At 67.6% G+C, this 25138-nt stretch carries 23 protein-coding genes and 1 pseudogene; 9 read left to right on the forward strand and 15 right to left on the reverse strand.

What is annotated here, in order from left to right; all coding sequences use genetic code 11:
* Positions 1-15: 15 nt before the first annotated feature.
* On the reverse strand, positions 16-387 hold the full coding sequence (locus B3Z70_RS12955) for a hypothetical protein (RefSeq protein WP_292024243.1): 372 nt from the start codon (positions 385-387) through the stop codon (positions 16-18).
* The gene (gene dinB / locus B3Z70_RS12960; protein WP_292045729.1) at positions 384-1457 is read right to left on the reverse strand and encodes a DNA polymerase IV; all 1074 of its coding nucleotides are present in this window, start codon (positions 1455-1457) and stop codon (positions 384-386) included. The genes B3Z70_RS12955 and dinB overlap by 4 nt, the downstream gene beginning before the upstream one ends.
* On the opposite strand from dinB, the gene B3Z70_RS12965 reads away from it, so the two are divergent.
* From B3Z70_RS12965 to B3Z70_RS12975, 3 genes are all read left to right on the forward strand, one after another.
* Positions 1417-1809 (forward strand): hypothetical protein, encoded by a 393-nt coding sequence (locus B3Z70_RS12965; protein WP_292045730.1) that lies wholly within the window; start codon positions 1417-1419, stop codon positions 1807-1809. The two genes, dinB and B3Z70_RS12965, sit on opposite strands and share 41 nt — an antisense overlap.
* 56 nt (positions 1810-1865) lie before the next feature.
* A complete protein-coding gene (locus tag B3Z70_RS12970; RefSeq protein ID WP_292045731.1) occupies positions 1866-2468 on the forward strand; it encodes a GntR family transcriptional regulator in 603 nt (200 codons plus the stop codon).
* 134 nt (positions 2469-2602) lie between these two features.
* Positions 2603-3091, forward strand: a complete 489-nt coding sequence (locus B3Z70_RS12975; protein ID WP_292045732.1) for a hypothetical protein — start codon at positions 2603-2605, stop codon at positions 3089-3091.
* A gap of 81 nt (positions 3092-3172) precedes the next feature.
* Here B3Z70_RS12975 and B3Z70_RS12980 read toward each other — a convergent pair whose 3' ends face one another.
* Entirely contained in the window at positions 3173-3775 is a 603-nt protein-coding gene (locus tag B3Z70_RS12980; RefSeq protein ID WP_292045733.1) for a GntR family transcriptional regulator, read from the reverse strand.
* A gap of 233 nt (positions 3776-4008) precedes the next feature.
* On the opposite strand from B3Z70_RS12980, the gene B3Z70_RS12985 reads away from it, so the two are divergent.
* The 3 genes from B3Z70_RS12985 to B3Z70_RS12995 all read left to right on the forward strand — a co-directional run bounded on the left by B3Z70_RS12985 (position 4009) and on the right by B3Z70_RS12995 (position 7355).
* Positions 4009-4497 (forward strand): helix-turn-helix domain-containing protein, encoded by a 489-nt coding sequence (locus B3Z70_RS12985; RefSeq protein WP_292045734.1) that lies wholly within the window; start codon positions 4009-4011, stop codon positions 4495-4497.
* A 462-nt stretch (positions 4498-4959) separates the two neighbouring features.
* Positions 4960-5622, forward strand: a complete 663-nt coding sequence (locus tag B3Z70_RS12990; RefSeq protein WP_292045735.1) for a lasso peptide biosynthesis B2 protein — start codon at positions 4960-4962, stop codon at positions 5620-5622.
* Complete coding sequence (locus B3Z70_RS12995) at positions 5622-7355, forward strand: asparagine synthase C-terminal domain-containing protein (RefSeq protein WP_292045736.1); 1734 nt, start codon at positions 5622-5624, stop codon at positions 7353-7355. The genes B3Z70_RS12990 and B3Z70_RS12995 overlap by 1 nt, the downstream gene beginning before the upstream one ends.
* Here B3Z70_RS12995 and B3Z70_RS13000 read toward each other — a convergent pair.
* From B3Z70_RS13000 to B3Z70_RS13015, 4 genes are all read right to left on the reverse strand, one after another.
* A complete protein-coding gene (locus B3Z70_RS13000; RefSeq protein ID WP_292045738.1) occupies positions 7279-9750 on the reverse strand; it encodes a prolyl oligopeptidase family serine peptidase in 2472 nt (823 codons plus the stop codon). The two genes, B3Z70_RS12995 and B3Z70_RS13000, sit on opposite strands and share 77 nt — an antisense overlap.
* A 6-nt stretch (positions 9751-9756) precedes the next feature.
* Positions 9757-12702: a TonB-dependent receptor gene (locus B3Z70_RS13005; RefSeq protein WP_292022141.1), complete on the reverse strand. Its 2946-nt coding sequence runs from the start codon at positions 12700-12702 to the stop codon at positions 9757-9759.
* 72 nt (positions 12703-12774) lie between these two features.
* Complete coding sequence (locus tag B3Z70_RS13010) at positions 12775-13758, reverse strand: FecR family protein (protein WP_292022143.1); 984 nt, start codon at positions 13756-13758, stop codon at positions 12775-12777.
* Positions 13759-13774: 16 nt separating this feature from the next.
* A complete protein-coding gene (locus B3Z70_RS13015; protein ID WP_292022145.1) occupies positions 13775-14287 on the reverse strand; it encodes an RNA polymerase sigma factor in 513 nt (170 codons plus the stop codon).
* Positions 14288-14353: 66 nt separating this feature from the next.
* On the opposite strand from B3Z70_RS13015, the gene B3Z70_RS13020 reads away from it, so the two are divergent.
* Both B3Z70_RS13020 and B3Z70_RS13025 read left to right on the forward strand, forming a co-directional pair.
* Positions 14354-14575, forward strand: a complete 222-nt coding sequence (locus tag B3Z70_RS13020) for a helix-turn-helix domain-containing protein (RefSeq protein WP_292022147.1) — start codon at positions 14354-14356, stop codon at positions 14573-14575.
* 49 nt (positions 14576-14624) lie between these two features.
* A complete protein-coding gene (locus B3Z70_RS13025) occupies positions 14625-14828 on the forward strand; it encodes a helix-turn-helix domain-containing protein (RefSeq protein WP_292022149.1) in 204 nt (67 codons plus the stop codon).
* Positions 14829-14993: 165 nt separating this feature from the next.
* Here B3Z70_RS13025 and B3Z70_RS13030 read toward each other — a convergent pair whose 3' ends face one another.
* The 7 genes from B3Z70_RS13030 to B3Z70_RS13060 all read right to left on the reverse strand — a co-directional run bounded on the left by B3Z70_RS13030 (position 14994) and on the right by B3Z70_RS13060 (position 23290).
* Positions 14994-15653 carry a DUF4276 family protein gene (locus tag B3Z70_RS13030; RefSeq protein WP_292022151.1) on the reverse strand — a complete coding sequence of 220 codons (660 nt, stop codon included), beginning with the start codon at positions 15651-15653 and terminating at the stop codon, positions 14994-14996.
* Entirely contained in the window at positions 15653-16801 is a 1149-nt protein-coding gene (locus tag B3Z70_RS13035; protein WP_292022154.1) for an AAA family ATPase, read from the reverse strand. The genes B3Z70_RS13030 and B3Z70_RS13035 overlap by 1 nt, the downstream gene beginning before the upstream one ends.
* 100 nt (positions 16802-16901) lie before the next feature.
* A complete protein-coding gene (locus tag B3Z70_RS13040; protein ID WP_292022156.1) occupies positions 16902-18179 on the reverse strand; it encodes a hypothetical protein in 1278 nt (425 codons plus the stop codon).
* 12 nt (positions 18180-18191) lie between these two features.
* Complete coding sequence (locus B3Z70_RS13045) at positions 18192-20249, reverse strand: AAA family ATPase (protein WP_292022157.1); 2058 nt, start codon at positions 20247-20249, stop codon at positions 18192-18194.
* Positions 20246-20776: a hypothetical protein gene (locus B3Z70_RS13050; protein WP_292022159.1), complete on the reverse strand. Its 531-nt coding sequence runs from the start codon at positions 20774-20776 to the stop codon at positions 20246-20248. The genes B3Z70_RS13045 and B3Z70_RS13050 overlap by 4 nt, the downstream gene beginning before the upstream one ends.
* A complete protein-coding gene (locus B3Z70_RS13055; protein WP_292022161.1) occupies positions 20776-21951 on the reverse strand; it encodes an SIR2 family protein in 1176 nt (391 codons plus the stop codon). The genes B3Z70_RS13050 and B3Z70_RS13055 overlap by 1 nt, the downstream gene beginning before the upstream one ends.
* Before the next feature lie 565 nt (positions 21952-22516).
* Positions 22517-23290, reverse strand: a complete 774-nt coding sequence (locus B3Z70_RS13060) for a LytTR family DNA-binding domain-containing protein (RefSeq protein WP_292022163.1) — start codon at positions 23288-23290, stop codon at positions 22517-22519.
* A 111-nt stretch (positions 23291-23401) separates the two neighbouring features.
* Between B3Z70_RS13060 and B3Z70_RS13065 the strand changes: the two genes are divergently transcribed.
* Positions 23402-24766: an alpha/beta hydrolase family protein gene (locus tag B3Z70_RS13065; RefSeq protein WP_292022164.1), complete on the forward strand. Its 1365-nt coding sequence runs from the start codon at positions 23402-23404 to the stop codon at positions 24764-24766.
* Positions 24767-24910: 144 nt separating this feature from the next.
* Here the strand turns inward: B3Z70_RS13065 and B3Z70_RS13070 are convergent.
* Positions 24911-25111 (reverse strand): annotated as a pseudogene (locus B3Z70_RS13070) (integrase); the annotation flags it as partial.
* Positions 25112-25138: the final 27 nt, after the last annotated feature.

Here is a 25138-nt window from a genome sequence, read left to right on the forward strand (position 1 = left end):
GCCCGAGACCGGTCGTCATCGCCAACGCCGGCTTCGGGACATGAGGCGTATCGGGCAGCCGATGCCCGCGCCCGGGGCGTATTCATTGACCAGGACCTGGACGAAGGCGGCCGGGTCAAACGCGAGTCCCGACGCCAGTCGCGCGACGAGGTCCGAGAGGACGACCGGCCATCCGGCGGCGCCGTCCCCGCGCTCGAAGGCGGCGATCCGGCGATGTCCGAGGTAGCCCCTGTGCTCATAGGGTTTGAACGTCAGGGTCTGCAGCGCTCCGACCAGCGCGGCCTGTTCGCAGGCCGACAGGACCTCGGCCCAATAGTCGAACCCCGCCACGACCGGCTCGGGCGGACCCGCCGCGCCGAACAGATCGATCTGGTCCGGGGCCGTCACGACAAGGCCAGCCGATCGGCGCCGCCGCCCGCCGTCCCCAGATTGGACACGCTCACGCCGACCAGGCGCACGCCCCGGCTTGGCGGATAGAGGGAACGAACCAGCAGCCGGCTGAGGTCACGCAAGCCCTCGCGGGAGGCGACGGGCTCGGACAGGGACCGGCTGCGGGTCGACTGCTGGAAGTCCGCCCATTTGACCTTGACGGTGACGGTCCGGCCGCGGCGACCCGCCTTTTCGCACCAGGCCCAGACCTCGTCGGCCATGGCCGCCACCCCGGCTTCGATCGCGGTCGGGTCGGTCAGGTCCGAGGCGAAGGTGGTCTCCGATCCGCTCGACTTGCGCGTTCGATCCGGATTGACGGGCCGATCGTCCTCGCCGCGCGCGATGGCGTGATACCAGGGCCCGGACTTGCCGAAATGGTGCTGGAGAAAGGCCAGGGATTGCCGGCGCAGATCCGCGCCGGTGTGGAGGCCCAGCGTCTCCATCTTGGCGGCCGTGACCGGCCCCACGCCGTGGAACCGTCGGACCGGCAGCGCCGCGACGAAGGCCGCGCCGCGCCCCGGCGCCACGACGAACTGGCCGTTGGGCTTGTTCTGGTCCGACGCCAGCTTGGCGAGGAATTTGTTGTAGGAAATCCCGGCCGAGGCGATCAGGCCGGTCTCATCCAGGATCCGTCGGCGGATCTCCTCGGCCGTTGCCGAAGCTGTGCCCAGATCGCGGCGATCCGCGGTCACATCGAGATAGGCCTCGTCCAGCGACAGCGGCTCGATCAGATCCGTGTAGTCGGCGAAGATGGCGTGGATCTGCGCCGAGACCGCCCGGTAGACCTCGAAGCGCGGCGGGACGAAGATCAGCGCGGGACAGTGGCGCAACGCTGTCGTCGAGGGCATGGCCGACCGCACCCCGAAGCGCCGCGCCTCGTAGCTGGCGGCGGCGACGACCCCCCGCGCGGCCGCGTGACCGACCGCCACCGGCCGGCCGCGCAGGGCCGGATCGTCCCTCTGCTCCACGGAGGCGAAGAAGGCGTCCATGTCGACATGGACGATCTTGCGAAGGGCGGCGCCGGACATCCAGCCTGCCTACCAAGATCGGAACAAAAAGGAAACATCTGTCCCGGACGCGGTTTGGACGCTGTCGTCGATCGGCGAGGTTGAGGCCGGGATCAAGGCCACCGCCGTCAGACGGGCACAGGCGATTGAAACCCTGCGCCTCACGAACGCCAAGCGCTCCACTCTTCAGTGCGCCACGCCGATGGGCGAACGCTCCGCGCGGAAGGAACCAGACTTCACGCTCCAACAAGATCGGCGAAAGCAACGATTCAGTGTTTATGTGAGTAAACACAACAGGAAACTTGCGGACGAGCCGCAACTATTTTGCGGACTTGATAAATTGGTTGCAATCTGGGCGCGTCATTTGCTCTAATTACTGTAGCGGGTCGGCGCGGCGTCGCTGCGTCGTCGAACTGTCGGAGGGACGTCATGCATGTCACCGAACCTCGAGACCCCTATGGCGCCGCCCTTGGCGCGGTGCGACGGTTTGCGGACGCCGGACGGTTCAACCCCGGCGAGCCGATCGTCGTCACCGAGCTGGCCGCCGAAGTGGGGTTCAGCGCCACGCCGGTCCGCGAGGCCCTCGCCTGCCTCGCCGGCCAGGGCCTCATCGAACGGCGACGGGGCCGGGGCTATTTCTACCCGGCGCTGACGGCCGCCGAGATCATCGACCTGTTCGAGCTGCAGCACGCCTATGTGCATGCCGCCCTGACGCTGCACCCGCGCGGGCTGGCGCTCCTGCGCAAGGCTGTCGTCGCCGTCGATCCGCGCGAGGGCCCGCAGGCGCTCTTCGCGGCGATCATCGCCCAGTCCTCGAACGCCGCCCTTGGCGCGGCGCATCAGCGGTTGCTCAGCCGGTTGCGGCCCGTGATCGCGGCTGAACGGGCGTTCGCCGATGATGAGGCGACGTCTGTGACGATCATGGTCGAGGCCGTCGTCGCCGGCCGGATCGCCCGCCTGTTGGAGCACCTCGACGCTTTCCACGACCGACGGTGCGCCCGAACCCTCGGGCTCGTCGCGGGGCCGGCCTGACCGCGCCTCGACGCGGTCCGCCCCTGGGTACGCTTATCGGGCAGGCGACGACGTCCGGCGACCCGCAAGGACGACCGCTGGCATTGCATCTCGATGCGACTGGCGACAGTCTCGGCCTGGAAGGATCGATCCGCATGCTGAACGACCCGTCTGATACGCTGACCGACGCCCGCCTGATCGGTCGAGCCGCCCGATCGGTGCGTCGGGCGCGGAACCTGACGGCGCGCCAGACCGCGACGGCCATGGACCTCCCGCTTCGCACCTATGAATATTTCGAGGCCGGCGCGGGACGCGTCAACCTCGACCACATCCATCGGTTCGCCGCCGTCGTCGACGCCGACCCCTATCCGCTGATGGTCGGTCCGGCGCTGGGCTCGACCGAACTGGCGCGTCGCACGGCGGACACCAAGCTGATGCTCATTTTCCTGCAGGCTCTCGGCGAGTTCGAACGTCGGTCGGGCGACCGGATGCTGACGCTCGACCCCCGCGATCTCATCCGCGCCTTCACCGCGATCTTCCAGGATCTGGAGGCCGACCTTCACCGTCGTCTGGCGGCAACGGCGGGGCTGCGCACGGTGCGCGGGGATCGTCGCGCGACGAGACCGGACGCGCCCCCCGAGTGAAGCCGGCGATCCGCGCCGGCCGGCCGCGCCCGCGCCCTCGCCCTCGCCATTCCCATGTCCGATCCGATCCGGACGGGATCGTCAATCGGGCTCGAGAGAGTGCGGCGACCGCACCGCCTCGAACACCAGGGCCGCCGCCGCGGCGATGCGTTCGCGATGATAGGCGGAGATCCCGGCGGCGGCGTCCCGCCGGCGGCCTTCGATCAGGGCCGCGCGGATGGTCGCGACGGCGGCGGCGGGATGTTCGAGGATCTGGCGCTCCGCCCTCACGAGCCGGCCAAGGTGCAGATCCACCGTTTCGAAGGCCCGCGACAGCGCCGCATCGCCGCAACGCCCCACCACCCAGGCGAACACCGCCTGCGGATCGGCCGCCGGGACGTCGCCGACAGCCGTCGGGCTGGCGCGCTCCAGGCTCATCAGCAGACAGGCGTTGCGGAAGGCGTAGGCGTTGCGCACCGCGCCGGCGTCGAGGCCGGGCGCGCGGTAGCCGCCTGTCGGGGAATGCTCGACCAACCCGGCGCCGCTCAACCAGGCCAGCGCCTCGCGCACGGGGGTGGTGGACAGGCCCAGGCGGCGCGCCTCGTCGAGGATGACGATCGGCGCGCCGGGGCCGAAGGCGCCGTCCATCAGACGTCGTCGCAAACTGTGCAGCGCCGTCGCGAACGGATCGCGGTTCCGCGTCATGAGGGTCCTCGTGATCGTCGGAGCGACGGATTATCGGCACACGGACGGTTCGGGCCAAACCTCTTCGGGCGTTCGGCGCCGTCTCGCCCTGTCTTGTTCGCTTCTCGCGCCGCTTTCGTTCGTCGCCTCGCCCACCGGTTTCACGACCGTTGCGAACTTTGCTATAAGCGCACAACTGAGCGTTGATCACGTCCCTCGAGCCGCTTCGCTCGTTTCCGTCGAGGATCCGCCGCATGCCCAAGACCGCTCCGGACCTGCTGCGCGACGGACGCCTTCTCTCTCAGGCGATCAAAGCCATCCGCCGCCTGAAGGGTTTGAGCGCCCGCGACGTCGCCGCCCGCATGAATATGGGAGTGCGCACCTACCAGCATTTCGAGGCCGGGCGGAACAAGCCCAATCTCGAATACATCCATCGCTTCTGCGCGGTGACGCAGAGCGACCCCTTCGCCCTGCTCGGCGCCCTGATGATCGGGTCGCCGGCCTTCGCGCGGCGGACGGCCGAGAACAAGCTGATGACGATCCTGATGATCGGATTGAAGGACTATGACGCGGCGATGGGCGATCGCATCCTCGATCAGGATCCGCGCACCCTGATCGCGGCGGTCGAAGGGATGTTCGCGCGTCTCAGACGCGACGCCGACGAACGGGACGCGCAGACGCGCCGTTGGCTCGAAGCGGGCGAACGCGACCTGAACGCGCGCCGGCCCAGACCCGGGCGGTAGATATACGGCGGATATAGCCGCCTCCGCGAAGGACAAAGGCGTCACTAAACTCGCCGCTGGATCCGGCGATGAAAGGCCGCCCGCCGGCGCCCGCGATCGCCTTGACCGGACCTGGCCAAGCCGTCCTCTTGGGGGTCCGCCGAACGGGCCGTCGAACCGGACGCGCGACCCGGTCGAGCGGCGGGCCGGCGGGCCGGCCGGCTCCCGTGGCCCCGGCTTGAATATACTCCAGATATAGCTTCACCCCCGGCGCGCGGCGTCGTCTCCTCCGTAGGCCATCCTGGCGATGAAAGGAGATGAGACCATGACAACCATCCAAATCGTGCCCCTGGGCGCAGCGCGTCAGCTGACGCAGGGCCTGCCGGGCGACTTCATCGAAGCCACCCTGCAGCCGTCCCGCGCGGTCGGCTGACGGGAAGGACGGTCGGCCGCCGGGCCGGCCGTCCGCACCGCCGTTTCGCCATGGAGGCTCACCTCGCCCCCGATGTGCATTTCGCCTGGGTCGGCGACGACATCGTCGCCCTCGACGTGCGCAACGACGCCTATCTGTGCCTCGTCGGCGCCGGACAGGGCGTTCACGACAAGACGGACGGCCGGGTGACGATCCTCGAGCCTGGCGTCTTCGCGCGCCTGCGGGACGCCGGTCTGGCGCAGGACGGCCCGGATGGAACCGCGCGCCGGACCGCCGCGCGCCCGCAGGCCTGCGTCTCCCCGTTCGAGACGCCGGGCGGCGGCGGCCTGGGCTTCGTGCTCAGCGGCCTGCGCAGCAGCCGGCGCTATCACGGCCGCCCTTTTCTCGCCCTCGTTGAAGAGGTCCGCCGGCTGAGGCCGCCGGCCGGCGCGAGCGCGTCGGAGACCGCCTCCACGGCGGCGTCGCGGCCCGAGATCGCGCGGTGCGTCTCGGCGTTTCGATCCGGCCTGCCCTGGATTCCCCGTCAGGAGGTCTGCCTGCACCGCAGTTTCCTGCTCGTCCGCTTTCTGGCGGAGCGCGGCGTGGCGGCCGACTGGGTGTTCGGCGTCCGGACCTGGCCGTTCGCCGCCCATTGCTGGGTGCAGATCGGTCCCCTCGTCGTCGGCGACGACCTGCACAAGGTGGTTCGCTACACGCCGATCCTGGTCGTCTGATGCTGCGCTTCGCCCTCATCGCCGCCCGGGCCGCGACGACACAGGCCGCCGACACGCTCCGCCGGTTTCGTCGCGGCGCGGCCCGGAACGGCTACGTCCTGTCCGACCTGACCGACGCCCTGTGGCTTGCGGCCGATCCCGCTGCCGCGCCCGCCGTCGCCCGCCGGGGGGACTGGATCCTCCTGGGCGACGCCTTCGCCCATCCCGACCGCCTGTCCAGCGCCGCGCCGCGGACGGCGGAGGATGTGGTTGATCGCCTGTGGGGCCGATACTTCGCCGTGCGATGCGACGCGGCGGGACGCCCGGACGCCGTGGTGCGCGACGCCTCCGGCGCCGTGGACGGTCTGGTGTGGCGCGGGTCCGACGCCGTGGTGATCGCCTCCGTCGCGACGCCCTGGATGCTCGAGGCGACCCGGCCGGCCCTGGCGATCGATCCGGCGACCGTGCACGCCGTGCTTCACGCCCCCTCGCGGGCCTGGGATCTCAATCTCCTGACCGGTCTGAACAGCCTCGCCCCCGGGGCCGTCCTCGACCTTGAACCCGACCTCGCCGCCCGGTCGGTCTGGCGACCTGCGGATTTCCTCGATCGGGCGCGCGGCCTGAGCGTCGCTGCCGCCGGCGACCGGCTTCGGCGGCGCGTGGATGAGGCCGTCGCCGCTCTGTCGGCCGACGACCGGCCTCTGGCGGTCGAGGCGTCCGGCGGGCTCGATTCCAGCATCGTCGCAAGCAGCGTGATCGCGGCCGGCCGGCCGGTCCGCGCCTGGATGCACACCTATGGCGCCGACCCGGAAGCCGACGAGCGTGTGTTCGCGCAGGGTCTGGCCCGGACCCTGGACGTCGCCCTCGACTGTCTGCCCCGATCGAACGCGGCGCTGTCGACGACCGATCTCGAGACCCTGTCGCCCGAGGCGCGGCCCGGTTTCAACGCCATGGACCCGCTCAACGACGCCGTCGCCGCCGCCCATCTGCGCGCGCGCGGCGCCAAGGTTCTGCTCACCGGCAAGGGCGGCGACGCGGTCTTCCTCCAGGCCTTCGGCGCGGCGGTGTTCGACGACCTTCGGCGGCGGCGCGGGCTCGCCGCCGTCTTGTCGCCCACCCTCGTCGCGGCCGCGCGCTGGGAGGGGCGATCGGTCTGGTCGATCCTGCGCCGCAGCGGACGCGAACCGGCGTCGACCGCGCCGTCCGGGCCGAACGGCTGGCTCACGCCGCTCGCGGCGCCGGCCCCGCCCCATCCCTGGCTGACCGACAGCCCGCGCCTGGGGCCCGCCCGCCGCTTCCAGATCGAGGGCCTCATCGACGGGCCGGGCTTCAGCGCCGCCTCGCCTCAAACGGCGGTCGCGGACCTGCGCCATCCGCTCCTGGCGCAGCCGGTGGTGGAGGCCTGCCTGTCCCTTCCCACCGACCGCCTGACGCTCGGGCGCGACCGCGGGCTGGCACGACGCGCCTTCGCCGATCGTCTCCCGCCGGAGATCGCCGCCCGGCGCTCCAAGGGCGATCTGACCGCCTATTACGGCCGCCTGATCGCCCGCAGCCTGCCCGCGCTTCGCCCCTGGCTTCTGGACGGCGCCCTTTGCGCCCACGGCCTGCTCGATCGCCGCCGGACGGAACAGGCCCTGACGACCGAGCAGTTGATCTGGCGCGGCGGCTATCGCGAGATCATGGTCGCGGCGACGATGGAGAGCTGGTGGCGGACCTGGACGACGCGGATCGCGGATCTTCGGTCGACGTCCTGAAGGCCCGGTCGAGCCAGGCGTCGATCTCCCGATCGACGTCGATCAGATTGGCGGGGCTGAAGGCCCAGTGCCCCTCCCCCCAGTAGGTGACCAGACGCGCCGGCTTGCCCTGCCGGTGGAGCGCGGAGAACATCATCTCCGCCGCCGACATCGGCACGACGTCGCGATCCGAGGTGATGAGCAGGACGGGATCGGCGAAGCGATCGGCCCGGTAGAAGGGGCTGGCGGCGCGATAGGCTTCCGGCGTCCGCCAGGGCGGCGCGCCGAACCCGCCCTGGCGCGTCTCCGCCCAGCCAGCGCGGTAGAGCAGGAAGAGGTTGTCGCTCAGCGCCGCCCGCTCCGTCCCCTGAAACTCGCCCCACATCACCGCGGGCTCCGAAGGCCCCGCCCAGGAGACATAGGCGCGGTGCCGGCGCGTCGCGGAGGCGACCATCAGGGCCGCGTAGCCGCCGTAGCTGTGGCCGACGACCGCCGTCCGGTCGACGGGCAGGCCCGGGACCGCGGCGGCGGCCGCATCCAGGGCGATATCGATGTTGCGCGCATAGGCCTCGGCCCGCTCCAGCGGCGGCGCATCGGGCATGGCCGCCCAGAGGACGGCGTAGCCGGCGCCGGGCGGCAGCAGGGGGTTGAGGCCTTGGAACAGAACGCCGGGCTCGTAGAGCCCGCTCGTGGCGCCGCTGTCCGGATAGGTCATCACGACCACGCCGCGGATTCGCTCGACCGGTCGATCGGTCGGAAGGAACAGCCGGCTGGAGGCCGGGCGGCCCAGCCGGTCGGGATGGGGCACATCCACGATCCGGGGAAAGGCGACCCGCGCCAGATCGGCGTTGGCGGTGGCGAGGATCCGCGCCTCGTGCGGGCCCTCGAGGCTCAGCCGCGTCACCCCGTCCCGCCGCCGCGTCACCACGCCCCAGTCCGCCGTCCCGGACATCCAGGCGGCGGTCCCGCCCTGTCCGGTCAGACGGCGTCGCGCGCCGTCGGCCTGGACGATCCACAGGCCGCCCGAGGGATCGAACACCGGGGCCCAATCCCGGGCGGGATAGGCGTTGAGCTGCTGGCGCTGCGGCGCATAGGGGTCGCGCGCCTCGCGCCGCGCGAAGACCTGGTCGTCCGGCGTCAGCCGCCGTCCCCCCTCCCCCAGCCTCAGCCGCCAGACCCCGCCGTCGGCGACCATCATCAGTCCGTCCGCGGCCACGCCTGCCAGGCTGGGGGTCGGATTCGGGACCCTGGCGCTCAGGGTCTCCACGCCGTCGGGACGGACGGCCTGCCAATCCCGCCGCGCCTGGCCCGGCCGTGCGGCGAAGACGACCGGAATCTCGCCCATCCAGGTCGCGCGGACCGCCGTCATGAGGTCGAACGCGTCCGGTCCGAGCGGATCCAGCCGCCCGCGCAGTTGCGGGGCGGCCGTGCGCGCGGCGGCGTCGACGAGCCAGAGATCGCCGTCCCGCCACGCGCCTGCGTCGGGGCGAGCCCACGCCAGCAGCCGGTCGGAGCCTGAGGCCCAGTCCAGCAGATTGGCCGCGACGTCCCGGTCCGCCCAAACGCGCCAGTCGGCGCCGGAGCGCAGATCGACCAGCCGCAGTCGGCTCCGCCAGGTCGGCGCGAGCTGCACCAGCGGGTCGTCGGCGGCCACGCCCTCGCCCCGTTCGACAAGCGCCAGATAGCGGCCCGACGGCGACGGGGCGAAGTCGTCGATCGGCCCGGCCGCCACGACCTCGGAGCGTCCGGTCGCCGGATCGACCCGACGCACCTCGACCCGGGGCCTCGGCGCGTCGGGGACGGCGATCCCGCCGCGGGTCTCCAGGGCGGTCGCGGACGCCTCGCCCCGGTCCCGCGCCGACCAGCGGGCGAGCGTGTCCTCGCGGGCGAAGGCGTCGTGGCGAAGCGACCAGGCCGAGGGGCGGTCCGGCCGGAGCGGCAGCAGCAGGCGGTCGTCGGCGGTCCAGGCCGGCCGCGCGCCTTCGAAGGACAGTTCGGGGCTGAGGCCGGTCCAACGGACGGCGACGTCGACCGTGTCGTAGACGCCGGCCTCCCAGCGGCCCGCGCGGAAGGCGAACAGCGACAGATAGCGCCCGCTCGGGGACCAGTCGCCGAGCACCTGCCCCGTTGGGACGCTCCCGGGCAGCGGGCGAACGGGGCCGCCGGTCCGGTCGACCAGCCGGATCCGGCCCGTGGTCCAGTGGGCGCGGGCGCCGAGGTCGAACCGCGTCGCCGTCTCCCAAGGGCCAAAGGTCTCGAAGGCGAGGGTGCGGCCGTCCGGGGACACAGCCGCCCGGCCGAGCGTCTCCATGCGGACCAGGTCATGAACGTCGAACGGGCGGGGCGCGGCCGCGAGCGGCGCCGCCCACAGCACGCAGGCGGCGGCCAGCAGGCCGCGCAGCAGATTGAGCAACATGGCTCCCTACCAGCGCTTGATCAGCTGCAGGGCGACGACGCGCCCGAAGACGTCCGCCTGGGCCGGATCGTAGCCGAAGCCGGTCGAGACGTCGTAGAAGGGCGGATCGGCGTCGAGAAGATTGCGGACGCTGAGCACGGCCGACAGGCCCTCCGCCCATCGGCTCGGGGTCCAGGCCAGCCGCGCGTCGACGGTGTTCCAGGCGTCGATGCGACGCCCCGAGGCGTCGCGATAATCCGCGACATGGTTCAGCGTCAGCCCCCCGCCGAGGTCGCCCCGGGACCAGTCGACGCCGACCCGGGCGCGCAGGTCCGTGGGATAGCCGGCGATCCCCACCAGGTTCTCGCGGGGCGCCGTCGGCGTGGTCTGGTTGAGATAGTCGAGCATATAGGAGGCCGAGGCGGTCAGCCGGAAACCGTGGTCGCGCCAGGACCAGGGATAGGCCGCCTCCGCGTCGAAGCCCCGGACCTGGACCGAGGCGGCGTTCACCCATCGGGCGTCCAGGATCAGGCGATAGGCTTCGGCCGGGAACAGCCCGCCGAGGGCGAAGCCCGGCGTGGTGATATAGGCCTGGATCCGGGCGCGGTCGGCGGGGTTGGCGGCCGGGTCCACCGCCGTGACGAAGGGGGCGAGCGACGGATCGGTCAGGACCCGCGACAGGCCTTCGCGGACCGGCTGGGCGATCCGGTCCGAGAATTCCGTGTCGAAATAGCCGGCGCTCACCCGCAGCCCGCTGTCGCGCCGGTAGGTGAACCCCGCCGTGAAGGTCTTGGCGGTCTCCGGCTCGAGATCGCGATTGCCGCCCGTCAGATAGATGGACAGCAGTCGGGCGCCGCTGGCGGTCGGCACCAGGGTCGCGCCGGCGATGGAGTCGTCGAAGATCTGCGGCAGGGCCGGCGCCCGGAAGGACGTCCCGTAGCTGGCGCGCAGCGTCAGATCGGGCGTCGGCGCATAGATCAGGCCGACCTTGGGGTTCGCCGTGGAGCCGAAGTCGCTGTAGTCCTCGAGCCGTCCCGCGACCGAGACCTCCAGCCGCTGCAGGCCCGGACGGGCGTTGGCGTCGCCCACCAGCGGCAGGCGCGCCTCGCCGAAGACGGCGACGACGTCGCGGGCCTGTTCAGGCGCGACCCGGTCGCGCGGGACCGCGGTGGAGGTGAAGGTCCGGGCCCGTGTCGCGAAGCTTTCCCGACGCGCCTGGACGCCGAGGGCCAGACGCGCTTGGCCGCCCGGAAGGGTCAGCAGAGGCCCCTCGATCAGAAGATTGGCGGAGGTCGCCCGCCCCCGGTCGAGGTTGTCGACAGAACCGGAGGCGATGAAGTCGAGGACCGCGCGGGAATTGACTCCGCCGGCCGCAAACGGGTCGAAATAGCCGTCCCGGGCGGGCGAATAGGACGTGTCGGGATCGTCCGGGACATTGCCGAGCGCCTCGTCGAGCCGCGTCGTATTGAGCTGGCGGGGATAGTGGGTGGCGCCCCGCTCCTCGGCCAGGGCGGCATAGGCCTGCGCCGACCAGCCGCCGCCGAGGTCGTAATCCAGGCCAAGGGTCGTCCCCAGGCTGCGCGAGTCGCCCGTATAGGGGCTGGCGCCCAGGTCGTCGTAGAAGGAATAGGCCAGGGTGTGGCTCGACTGGCCGTTCGGCGACACGAAATGGGGATTGGCCGCGGTCACCTGGAAGATCGTCGCCACCGGCGTCGTGGCAAAGTCGAACCGCCGCGCGCTGAAACGGACATCCGCCGACAGCGACAGCCGCGCCCCGACATCCTGGACCAGCCGGCCGTAGAGGCCGTGCCGTTCCTGGCCCGGCGCCAGGTCGACGCCCTGGGACACGCTGTCCAGATTGGGCGCCCCCGCCGCGAAGTCCGCCGGGGTCTGGACCCGGCCGCTGGCGTTAGGCCGCAGTCCATAGCTGGGGACATAGGCGCCCAGGGCGGCGTCATAGGCGACGATATTGGCCGGCGCGGCGAAGATCGACCGCCAGTCCGTGCCGCCGAAGGGCCGCAGGTCGCCGTCCCGCGAATAGGGGCGGTCGAACGAACTGAGCGGCCGGAGATGCTGGTATTCATAGGCCAGCAGCGCCGAGCCGCTCGACCAGGTGCGGCCGATCAGATGGGACGCCGTCAGGTCCTCGCCGCCGCCCTTGGCGGCCGAGGCCCGCAGCCGGGTCTCCTGGCCCTCGACGTTCCGGCGCAGGATGACGTTGACCACGCCCGCCACGGCGTCGGAGCCGTAGAGGGCCGAGGCGCCGTCCAGCAGGACGTCCACCCGCTCGACGGCCGCCGACGGCACAGCCGACAGGTCTGCGAAATCCCCCCGATAGCCGCTCCCGGCCAGGCGTCGGCCGTTGACCAGCACCAGGGTCGCGTCGGGGCCGAGGCCGCGCAGATTGACCCCCGAGGCCACGGCGGTGTTGGAGCCGGCGTTGTCCACCCCGCCCAGCAGGGACGCCGGGGTCGCCGATCCGGCGTAGTTCTGCGGCAGGTCGGCGATGACCTCCGCCACCGTCGCGCGCCCGCTGCGGTCCAGCGCGCGACGGTCGAGGATATGGACGGGCGAGGCCAGTTCGCCCGACTGGCGCAGCAGGCTGCCGGTGACGACCACATCCTCGACGGCGGCCGGCGCGTCCGGCGTCTCGGCCCGCGTCGTCGCCCGGCGCAGGACGATCACGCCCGGCTGGGTCCGGGTCCAGATCAGGCCGGACCCGGAAAGCAGCCGATCCAGCGCCGCCGCCGTGGTCATCCGCCCCGAGACCCCCGCCGTCGTCCGACCGGCGACGAGGTCGGTGGCGAACAGGATCTGGTGGTCCGACTGCAGGGCGAACGCCGCCAGGGCCGCCTCGAGCGGACCCGCGGCGATGGCGAAGGCCCGCGCCTCCTGGGCGGCGGCGATGGACGGCGCCAGGGCGACGACGGCGGCGACGGCGGCTCCTAAACCGAGACAGCGGTGCGGATTCATGATGACTTCCCCGACGACGCGATGGTGCGTCGGACCAAGGACGGCTCAGACCCGGCGTCCCCCTAGCGGGCGTCAGGAATTTTTCGTCCGCCGCGGGACGAGTTTGACGGCGCCCCCCGGCTGCGGCTGCGCCTCCAGGGCGAAAACCTCCGACGCGGCGGAGACGAAGGCGCCCCGGTCGCCGACGCGAAAGGCCCCGCTGATCGGCGTGCCGGCGACGCTCGGCGCGTCTAGGATCACCTTGTCGGTCAGATAGCGGTTCACCTCGGCCACGGCCTCGCCCAGCGGCGCGCCGGAAAACACCAGCCGGCCCTCGGCCCAGCTGGTCGCCACGGCGGCGTCGACGGAACGGGCCTGGGCGCCCTGCGGCGTGACGGTCGCGGCCTGGCTGGGCGCCAGGACGGTCTGGCCGCCGCGCGGATCGTCCACCCGCACCCGCCCCTGGACCAGCACCACCCGGACATCAGCCCCGGCGCGGCGCACGTCGAACACCGTCCCCAGGGCCGTCACCGTGGTGGCGTCCGCCGACACCACGAAGGGCCGGCTGGCGTCGTGGGCGACCTCGAACAGGGCCTGGCCCTGCAACAGGTCGATGCGCCGGGCGCCGTCGGACAATCGGACCCGGATGCGGCTGTCGGTGTCCAGGCGGATGGCGGAGCCGTCGGCCAGCTGGACCGTGCGCTGCTCGCCGACCGCCGTCGCATAGACCGGCGGCCGGCTCAGCGCCCACCAGACGCCGATCCCCGCGCCCGCCACCAGGACGGCGAGGACCGCGCCGAAGACCGGCCGTCCGAACGGCGCCCGAGCCGACGCCCGCCCCGCCCCGGGCTTGCCGATCGCCGCCGTCAGGGCTTCGATCTCGGGATCGCCGCGCAGCCGGCCCATCCGCTCCCAATGGCCCTCGATCCGCTTGTAGGCGGCGGCGTTCTCGGGCGCCGCCCGCCAGGCGAAGAAGGCGTGGATGGTCTCGGTGGGCACGGAGGTGGAGCCCAGGCGCGCGAACCACTCCGCCGCTTCGCGGTCGGCCGTGGCGGCCGGTTTCTGACTCGCGCTCATCGCGGGCCCTCTCCGATCAGCGGCGCAGATGGACGTCGCAGTGTTTCAGGGCTCGCGCCATGCGCCACTCGACGGTTTTGACCGCAATCCCCAGTCGTGACGCGATCTGCGCGTGAGTCAAACCCTCAAAGCGAGAAAGCAGGAACACGTCGCGGTCCTTTTCCGGCATCACCTGGAGGATCTGCTTCAGCAGCAGGGTCTCGTGCGGACTGTCGAGCGCCTCGACCGCCGGGCGCGCCGTCTGCTGATAGCGGCGGCGGACGCCTTCGCGCGCGAGACCGTCGAGGGCGAGGTTGGAGGCGATGCGGAGGAGAAGGGATTTGGGCGAGCGGATGCCGCGCGTCTGATAGGGCGCTATGCGGAGATAGGCTTCTTGGACGAGATCGTCAGCGACGTCCGCGCCGAAGCGGACGCGGAGGCGCGCGCGCAGCCAGTCGGCGTAGCGACGGTAGTAGACAGCGAGGTGTAGAACCTCAGCCTCTAATGCATTTGTTGACGACCGATCCACCGCACGCAGCTCAGTTGACACGCCTGGAGGTCATTATGACACGATTGGGGGACAGCTAAAAGTGGCGTTAGCCCATCATTTGCTTGGATGGATCTCGTCGCACTTCTGGGCAGAAACATTCGCAGACTCAGGTCTGCGGAAAACCTCACTCAGGAGGAAGTCGCATTCCGTGCGGGAATGAAGCGAAGCTACCTCAGTGATCTAGAGCACGGAAAGAGGAACCCTTCAGTCCGCGCGTTGGGCAGGCTCGCGTCCGCGCTTAGAGTCGACCCACGCGCCCTCCTCATCCCCGACAGTAGATCAAAATGACACGGTTAGAGGGCAGCCAACCTGCCGCACTGACGGTCTGTTGTTGGGCATGGACGTGGTCGCCCAACTCGGCAAAAACGTACGCAGGCTCAGAACAGACGCTGGCCTCTCTCAAGAGGAGTTGGCGTTTCGCGCTCAAATGAAGCGAGGCTATCTAAGCGACCTTGAGCGAGGCACCCGCAATCCCAGTGTTCGGGCGCTTGGACGGATTGCCGAGGCCTTAGCCGTTCCGCCAAGCCGGTTGTTAGAATAGCCGATCCTCAGAGCAGATGCGCTTGGGTCCGAGGTCGGTGAGGCATAGTCATTCGCCTATGTCTCAAACGCGCCAAAGGCGGTCGTCCACCGGCGGCCGTAAACACGACATTCAGCACGCGATCAAAATACTTGTTGGGACGGCGGGCTTAGACTGCGGCCGATCTCATAGACGCCCACCGGAGATCAGGACTCGGCGTGACCGAAGTCGGACCGCTGTCGACCGGGCCCCGTCCTCGCCCCATTGCGAAGCGCCGTCTGGACCCGGTCGATCAGCTCGGCCGGCTTGTAAGGCTTCGGGCCTTTCGTTTACATCCTCAGGCTCCAAGCTCCCGATATCTGCCCGTAAGCTCTTCACTCCCGCAGCGCTGTCGGGAAAGGCCCGGACCACGGCCTCCAGATCGCTGAACAGCAGGGCTTCGTATTCATGCAACTGCAAGCGCGCGTAGAGCCGCCCTCCCGCCTCAGCGGCGAGGTCGGTCTCCATCGCACGTTCAAGAGCAGCGACACGGGCGACCGGCGGCTGCGCCGGAGCCGCCGCCAGCCCTGGATAGTCATCAGGTATGGCGTAGAGGTCAAAAAGGGTCGTGAACAACGTCCGGGGCCCTCCTTGTTCCAGTATGACGGCGCGCATGAAGCGGCGCGCGACGGCGTAGCTGTTCCACCCGCCTTTGAAGCGACGCGCGGTGGCACCAGCCTTGTTGGGAAGCAGCAGAGGACGCACATCATGCACGCCCAGCGCCCTGAGATGAGGCTCCAGAACGATGTTGCAGAAAGTCTCTTCGGTCTGCCCCTCGCAGAAGACCAGCAGGCGATCGACCGGCACTATTCAGCCGCCAGCGGCTCGGGACGACCGCCTAGAAGGTTCATGTCCCAGAGCTCGGCCAACTGGTACTCGTCTAGCCAGGTCTTCAGACTGTCCTGCGAAAGGCGCGTGAAGGTCGACCCTCTCTGCTTGCGCTCAACCACAACAACGTTATCCGGTTCGAAGGCGTTTAGGAACTGGGGCGACTGTGTCGCGACCAGACATTGTCGCGTTTCCGAAACCGCCTTAATCGCACCGGCGATGATGCGGATCGCATAGGGGTGAAGTCCGAGCTCGGGTTCGTCGAGGATGATCATCGACGGCATGGTATCCGGGCTTTGGAGGAGCAGGCTCAGCAGGCCAATCGCCCGAAGGGTTCCGTCCGAAATCTGTCCCGGGCCGAACTCCAGGTTCGAACCGATTTCGCGCCACCGCAGGAGTACCCGGCCGTATTCCGGCTCCAACACGAAGTCATCGAAATATGGCGCAACCAGTCGGAGCGTCTCTACGATCCGGTCGTAATAGGCGCGTTGCGATGACCGCATCTCAAGCAGAAAAGCCGCCAAATTGCGCCCGTCGCTGCGTAGGTAGCGCCAGTCTTCGACGGGTGAGAGCTGCTTCATCGGCGCTTCAGCCGATGTGTCGTGGAACTGATAAACTGCGATGCGTCGAAGCAGATGTAGCAGCGTCTGGCGCGTCTTACCGGCGCCCCCTTCTTCACCCGCCCTCATAAGCTGGGGAAATTTGTGACCGCTGCCTAGATCGATCCAGTTCGGATTTTGCTTACGTCCGTTGGCCGAAAACCGGCAGCGTTCCTCTAGGAAGATCAGGGTGTCGCCCGAGGCATGTCCCAGGCGGAAGGCATAGTCATTCACCCCCTGCCCGGTCCGAATCCTGAGATGGGCCTCAATCTCGCGGGTCTGCTTAGGCCCGCCGTGCAGCAGAACGCTCGCGCCTCCGGCCAGGCCCACGAAATTAGCCAGACCGCTCTCGCTCGAAAGCATGAAACCGAGAAATCTCAGGAAGTCGATGAGGTTAGACTTTCCTGCCCCGTTCGGCCCGATGAGAAGGTCCAGCTTGGAGAGATCGAGCGAGAGCGCCCCAATGGATTTGAATCCGCGGAGTTCAACGTGCTCAAGTCGAACGGGTTTGAAGGGCTTTTCTGTCATCGGTTCCACTGTAGGTGGGCGCTAGAGCATACGCCAAGCCTTCTTGAGCGCCACGGCTTTCAGCGCTTCCCAAATGCCCCCACGATCCGACCTCCGAGTGTCACCGCGATACCTCTTGCCACTTGGCAACACCCCAGTTCGCCAGCACGGCAGGATGGAAGTTGAAATCGGAGACGATGCCTTCCCCGGTCGAATAGCTCCCCTTAAGCCCGAGACCGGCCCAGAACAGGGCCAGGCCCCGGTCTTTCGTGCAAAACTGCGCCGGCTTGTCCGGAAAATGCACGGCCAGATTCAAAAGCATCTCCATCGCCCGGAAGTCGCAAAGCGCATTATAGGCGTCAGTGTCGACGTAGCCCGTCTTGAACTTCAGGATCGAGCGCGCAGGACCGTTGCCCCGTGAATCCTCAAGGGCGCTCAGGACCGCCATCAGGATCATTGAGGTCCGCTTGACCCCGCAGGCATCAGCGTCGGCCAGACAGTCCCGCCAAACCCTGTCGCGCCGCCCCGCGCCCACCGTGGACGTCAGCCGAGGCGCCACCCGGAGCAGGAAAGCCTGATGGGCTTCGAACCACGGTGCCGCTTCATCCAGCATGCGGACCGCACCGGTTTCAACGTTCGGAGCGATCATAAGACGCGCCTTTGGCAGGGCGTAGGCCAGCGCAAGCTTGACCCTCTGGAGTTGATCGCGAATTTCGACCGCCGAAGGTCTGCGTTTTTGATTGCCCTCCAGAATGAAGGGCATCGGGTTCAACCGCACCTCGTAATCAGCGAACAGATCAATGAAATCTGGCTCGCGCCCCTTCAGCCCCCCTCTATCGAACCGACCGATGATGTCCGTAACGATGTTGCGGTCCAGCAGAATGACCGTGTCGGGCGCGAGGCTGGCCAGGAACGAAGGCAGCCACCCGCCCTTCACCAGTCCGATCGCCCCAGACGTGAACTCGCTCTGGAGCCGCCCCCTCACCCGGTATGGCAGGCTCGTATCCAGGTCTTCGACGTTGGTCTCGAGGACGGTCGCGTCCCGCCATTCGACAGGAATATCGACAGGACGCCCCGCCTTCGTCGCGAAGAGTTCGTCGTAGCCGAGGGGCTGCGGCGTCATGCTGCCAAAGCTCAAGCGCGGTGCCGGTCCGCCTTTGTAAAAGTCGTGGCCGATGAAGGTTATCTGGCCGGGTACCGGCATGGTGCTCTCCCGCTGATCGGCCGACAAGGTTTCCACCCTGACCCGCAAATGGTGGCGCGTATCCAATTCCGCCAGCGCACACGGTTGGCCGAAAGCAGACATCGCTAAAGACCGCGTTGAGTCAGGATTGGCGGTGAAGCCCGTGTCCGAGAAGCGCCAGATGCGGACCTTCGAACCTGATCCGAAACCTGACATTCGGATCGCCGCCTAGGCAGTGGCTTGAGTTCCCTCAGTGGCGCGGAGGATACTAGGGGGCATGGGTGGGATTTCCATGCGATCTACGACGTCGGCAGCACCGCTTGCTCCGTAGTCGATTTCGAATCGCCGACCGCCCTGTTCAGGCGAACTTAGCAGGCGCCGGCATAAAAGGTCCGCAAGCGCTTCGTCCTCGACCGCTACCACAACTTGACGTCCGGCTTGGCGGAATGACGCCAACACTTCGACAAGTTGCAAAGCTCGGAAGTCGTCAATGTGCTGCACGGGATCGTCTAGCAGAAGTGTCTGCCACCTAGCCCACGGTCGCGCCATGTGAACTGACAGCAAGAACGCCAGGCCAGCGGCGCGCCGCTGGCCGCTACTGAAGACGAATTGGGGGTTGAGGTCATCACCGACCTTGAGGCTAAGGAAACGCCTAACATCTCCCCTGATGCTGTAGTCAATACTACGCCAGTTCGCGTGAGGCCGTAGCCGCTGATAGATCTCGTTTAGAAGGGGGCTTATCCGCGCGAGACGCTCGTCGACGATTTCGGATGCTGAGCGCCGGACACTCTTTTCTAGAGATTTTGCCGTGGCAACTGCGCTCTGAGCCTTTGCGAGCATATCCGCTGTAGTCTCAGCGTGACTCCGAAGCACGCCCACGCGGGCTTCGACCGAGCTAAGCGTGCGCACGGCGCGCGACGCCTCCATGGCGTTCAACGCCGTCTCAAGTCCAATAAGCTGCTCTCGCTCAGCCGCTGCTTCAGCCTCTAAGGCCGCTGGATTCCCGGCGTTCGCCGGGTTCAACCCGTACTGCTCGAAGAGGGCCAATTGAGCGGTTTCCCGCTCGCGCAGCGCGCGCTGTTCTCGATCAACCTCAGCCCAGGCCGCTTGCGCCGCCGTCAATGACTGTTCTGCAACCGCGCTAGCGCCTCGAGCAGCGGCGAGACGCTCCCGCGCTGCGTTGACGCCACCAGCCAGCTTATCGATTCGGGCGCGTGCTTGAGCGATGCCAGCTTCGAACTCATCGCGCGTCCGTGCGGCGGCGCACAGTGGGCAATGCTCGTCGTGTAGACCGACAGCCTCTCCGTGCTCGACGAGCGCTGAAAGCGAGGCTGCGATCTCGCTCGCGGCGGCCTCGATATCGTAAGCCCGTTGAGCCTCAGCAAGGTCCGTCTGTCGACGTTCGAATTCGGCCGATGCTGCGTTCAACTCGGTATGCAGATGCTCGCGGCGGGCAGCTTCTTCAGGCACCTTGTATTGTTGTTGCGCCGCCAGCAACTCGCGCCCCTCGAACACCGCTTGATTAAGCCCCTCTAACCGTCTCCGTTGATGGGGCAGTGAGCGCTGGGCGATGTCCAACCGCTGGGCGAGATCACCTTGTGCGGGCGGGACGAAGCGGTCGATAACGATCATCGCAGCTGAAACATCGGCGCTACGGCTTGCAGCGTCGTTGGCCTCTGACAACTGAACCAGACCACCAGACAGCGCCGACCTGGCCTCTTCGTATTGCGTGTTCACGCGTTCTGCAGCGGCTTCGGCGATGGCCACAACCGCTTTCGCCTTAGTCGCGAGATCGGACCCTTCGATCGAGCCCAAAGCTGCCCTGACGAGGTCGAAGCGCTGTGTCTCGCTCAGATCCAGGCTGAGCGCGGCAATCCATTCGTCGCGAATAACGGACGTCTTGCAAAGTTGGCGGAGGGGATCATCCGGCACCGCACCTTGGCAGAGGGCTTCCTCAATCTCCTCAGGCGTTTTGTCGGCGCCTTCGCGGGTCCGCGTGATCGAAAACGCATGTCCGTCGACGCCGACAAACGCGGCGGTGACGTAATGCTTCTCCGGCTCATTGTCGCCTCGCCACCAAATGTAGTCGCGCACGGTCTCCTTGGCTGCGGACTCTACGGCGTACTTTCCGATCTCGCCAATGATGGCGAACTCGACTGCGTCGCAAAGGGTGCTCTTCCCAACGCCGTTCCGGCCGGTGATCACCGTGAAGCCGCCACCAAAATCGACCCGGACCTTGTCCCGAAACCCACGGAAGCCGCAGACCTCGATATAGTCCAGCCTCATGGCCGGCTCCCGAAGATTTCAACCACAGCGTCGGGGTTCATGTCGCCGAGAAAGGCATTTAGAGCCTCGACGGGAATGTCTTTCGCGCGTGAGCGGAGGCGGCGGGCGATATCGGCGTCCTCTAAGATGGGCTGGGCCCGGATAGGCCCAAGCGGTAGCAAGGCGTTAGCGAGATCCTCAACGGTCTGGATTGCTGTACGCGCAATCTTCCGCGTCAGCGTGAAATCTTCCTCCAGCCGCTCAACCCGCCACTGGAGACCTGGAGCCAGCTCCGACGTAAGCAGAACCGAGTAGACGTTCCAGGCCTTCGCGCCCGCAGCCTTCAATGCTGGCGCGTGTCGACTTAAAACGCGCTGCTGTGCGGCCTCCCAGTTTTCCAGTAAGTCGCTCGCGGTGCTGAAAACATGGACGAAGCCGATCAGCGTGGCGCTTTCAAAGCAGGTTACCGGCGGGGACGCACCGGTCCAAGCCCAAGTCTGGTAGCCGGCCTCGCGAAGGATGACTTCAGACTGTGTCGGAATGTCCATCAGATACCCAGCTCCGTCCGCCCATCGGCTAGATCATACCAAGAGCCAACGGGAGCCGGCCGCATAAAACTGCCAGCATGCCCGGGCCTCACAACGCTACCCGGAAGCGGCAGGGCAGTTGCGCCGGCGGCTACGACAATATCGGTCGCAGCTATCGCAGGGGCTTCGATAAATCGAACCTGGAGCTGGCTTAAGACAGCTCCTGCGCCATTGACGACTCGTATCGAACGACCGCCCAACTCGTAGCCGGTCGGACGGCTCGTTGCCCCTGCCTGCCGCAGGAGCAAGTGAAACGTGCCGACGACTTCGCACTGGCTCGGTTGCGCGCGGGTCGCTGGCTGATCTGACGGAACGCCCTCCGCGTCGCAGCGCCAGCCATAAAGGACGTCATTCTCGAAGTCCGGTGGTTCAAGCCAAGCCGGATCGCACACTGTGCCGGTTGCGGCCTCGAATGAAGCTCTGCCTGCCGACAGCATCCCTCGGATGTAGTTCTGAGAGAACGCCTTGCGCAGTTCAGCAAGCGCTTCCGCGCCCGATTCTCGAACGTGTGTGAAGACGACGCCCGGGCCATGAGCAAGCGCCCACAATTCCGGTGCCTTGGCTTCCAGGGCCGCCGCATCGGTGGGGTCAATCACCGTGACGGACTGCGGTGCCAAACCGTCGAGAACGGTTCCCAAGACGGTGTTCAGGTAATCCCAGTCGGACCAAAACCCGACGACCAGCAAATCCTTCTGGCGCAAGTTAGCGGCCATCCAGGCCTTGCTCCTCGCGATCCGGTCGGCAATCGGCGGCGCGCCAAGTTGTGACGGTGCCCACACGGTCGCCAGCCGATCGCGCGTGGCACAGCCGTGAAACTTCAGCAGCGGACTCTGGGTGCGAGACCGAACTGTCGCCTCGTCGCCGTCCAGCGAATTCTGGAAATCGAAGCCACTCTCAATCCCGCAACGCTCGATCAGGGTGTCGTAGTTGGCCGAAAGGGCGGCAGACGCTGCGCGGGTGATCAGAAAGTCCGCAACAGCCGCGTGGCCAGCATTGGGAGGCCGGACGAATGCCTGCCACGGCACGAGACTTTCGATGAAGACCGTTTCGAGGGTGTGCAGATCAACGAAGTGCTGGGCGAACGCTTCAAGATCGTGTCGCATGGTCGTGTCGCAGGTCGGATCGGTCTCGATCACATACTTGTCGAAGCTGGCCTCAGCGACGCGCCAGGCTGGTGGCAGGTTGCTCGGGGCAGCCATCGACAGACCCGCGCCGCAGACGACAACCAAGCGCCCAGCGTGCATTGACGCGAGAAGTCTTGCCTTTGTCTCAGGTGCCAATTGCGCCTCGCCCTCGTACTCGATGACTATAGCTACAACTTGCAGAATGGCGACAGCTAACGGCCGCGCTCGATACCATCCGGCTGCTCCCTGCCGGAACGGCTTCGTTCATGGTGAAAGTGCGCGATCGACCGCCATGCTCACGCGCAAGTGCAAGCCGCTAGGTTCCGGTCGGGCGGCTTAACAGGCGGCCTGCGACCTCGACGCTTAATCCAGCGAGCCTGCCGCCTAAACCGCGCTCTACAGCGGACATTCCGAGTATCTGCAAAGAGTCAGAAGCGATCCTTGCTTGGCTGCCCAAAAACGGACGTCCAACCGGCCGCGGGCTTCACGCCCACTTTCGACTCGTTGCGGACGTTGACATGCCGGAGGCCGCCACGATCGTTTTCGGGTTTTGCTAGACGTTGCTCAGGTCCGCAGTCTAACTCCAACCTGCCGCAGACACGTCGGAGCGATAGGTCCGGCTTATCGGCGCCACGACGCCGCCAACGAGGCGCACCTTCCCCGAGCCGCGCGACCAACGCACCTCTTCAATCGCGTCTGCGGCGACCCACCATGAGCGGTGAACCCGCAATCCGTGCGCTAGCGACAATTCGTCGAGCGCGTCGGCAAAGCGTAGAGTGATCAGCTCCGCGCCCGCATCGGTATGCACTCTCAAATAATGGTCGTGCGCCTCGATGGCGATCAGGCGGGCACCGCGCCGCCTGGCTGACAGCCGCTGCCTGAAAGCCGTCTCGGCCTCTGGCAGGGGCGGGACGACGAGGATGCGGGTCTCGACCCGCACGGGCAACCTGCGCCAGACCAAGGCCCTGACCGTCATGGCCGCCAGCATGATGGGGCCGACCTGCCAAAACAGCGGCAGATAGATCGACCAGCGATGTTCTGAGAACATCAGACGCTGGGTCACGAGGACGAACAGGGTCACCAGCGGCGTGGCGAGCGCCGAGGTCACGGCGACGCGTCTCCATAGGAACGGCAGGCGACGGCCCAGGCTTTCGTCCACCGCGACCGCAATCAACCCGCCGCCCAGCATGCAGATCGTCCAGTACGCGTAGCGGCTCACGAGAGGCGCATTTTCAGAATCGAAGGGGCCGAGAAATCCGAGCAACATGCCCATGACGGTGAGCATGACGCCGTCGATGGCCCAGCGCCGCCCGGTCGTCACCCCGATGATGGTTCTCGTCTTGTGACCCATGCCGTCCCGTTCACGCACCCACAGCACCGTTCGCGAAGTCGGGCCTAGCGAGCCGCCAAGCGACCGGCAATGGCGTTTGGCGAGAACTCGCAATCCTGATTTGGAAAACCCATGCCCCAATCCCGCCTCGCCGCCGCCCTGGCCCTCATCATGTCCATCGTCGCCTTGCCAGCAATGGCCCAGGCGCCGGGGGCCGACGTCGATGAGCGACCCGATCCGACCGTGGTCTGTCATGTGGGCGTCTATAGGCTGGATGACGGCAGTTGGGTGGATGTCGCGCCGCTGGCGAACAAGGGCCTGCGGTGGCGTCGGCTGGACGGGACGACGGCCAGGATGCTGATGGGCGCGCAGGGGCACTGGGTCAGCACCCTCGGTTCCACCACACGCGTCGAAGGCCCGCAGCCGCAACTGGGGTCGTGCGAGGAAGGTCGGATGGTCTTCGACGGAAAGATTGGCCGTCGCCTGAGCCTGGACGTGCGCGACACGACCTTCGTTGGCCAGGGCGGGACGCGCCTGAACGGCCGGCTGGTCCTGCCGCTTGGTGAGGGGCCGGTCCCCATCATGGTCGAGGTACATGGGTCGGAAGGCGCCAATGCGCTGGACTTCAATGCCTTCCAGCGGTTCGCCCCAGCCTCGGGCGTTGGCGTCTTCGTCTATGCCAAGCGGGGCTCTGGTGGATCGGAGGGGCGCTATACTCAGGACTTTCACGTCCTGGCTGAGGACGCCGCCGCCGCCGTGGTCGAGGCCCGTCGGCTGGCCGGAAGTCGCGCGGGCCGGGTCGGCCTTCACGGTTCCAGCCAGGGAGGATGGGTCGCGCCGTTGGCTGCCAGCCAGACGCCAGTGGACTTCGTCATCGTTGGCTTTGGTTTGGCCTATGGGGCGCTGGCGGAAGACAGCGACCAGGTGATGTTGGATCTCAAGGGCAAGGGTTGGGGCGCGGACGTGCTGGAACAGGCGCGCGAGATCACCGACGTGACCGGCGCCTTCATCGCCTCGCACGGCGAAGTCGGGTTTGCGCATCTAGAGGCCATGCGGGCCAAGTATCGCACCCAACCTTGGTTCGCCGACATCAAAGGCGAGTTCACCGGATTTCTACTAACTACCCCGAACGAACAAATCACCGCCATGGCCCCCGTGCTCGACGCTGGAACCTCGTGGGACTACGACCCGCTGCCGGTGTTGAGCCGTCTTAACACGCCGATGCTTTGGATTCAGGCCAAGGACGATCTGGGCGCGCCGCCCGACGCCACTCGCCAGCGGCTGATCGACCTGGCAGGCCAAGGGCGGCCGATCACTCTGTTGGAGTATCCGAACACCGACCATGGCATCGTTCGGTTTGAAACTGCGCCGGACGGCAAGCGCACATCGATAGGCTACGCATCTGGCTATTATCAGGCCGTGCTGGACTGGGCGAAGAAGGGGCGGTTGGATGGAGCCTATGGCGACGGACAAATTCTGACGGAAGGGCCGTCGTAAGGAAACGTCACCATCGCGGCCAGATCGCGGAAATGAGCAATCCTGCCCCTTGGGCGATCTGACATAACAGCAGCTCAAGGTCTGCTTCCCACCCATTCGGGACATTGGGGCAGACCGCTTTTCAGGCGCGCTGCCCCATGCCGGCTAAAGGTCGATCTGCTCAGAAATCTCCAACGCGTCGTCTACCTCGATACCGAGATACCTGACGGTGCTCTCCAACTTCCCGTGACCGAGGAGTAGCTGGCAGGCTCGCAGATTGCCTGTCTTCCTGTAGATTAAGGCCACCTTAGTTCGCCGAAGGCTATGGGTGCCGTAGGCACTTGGGTTCAGGTCGATCATGCTGACCCGCCAGCGACATGAGCTGTTCGCCGC

This window comes from Brevundimonas sp. UBA6550, from assembly GCF_002434505.1.
In the GTDB taxonomy this organism is placed as follows: domain Bacteria; phylum Pseudomonadota; class Alphaproteobacteria; order Caulobacterales; family Caulobacteraceae; genus Brevundimonas.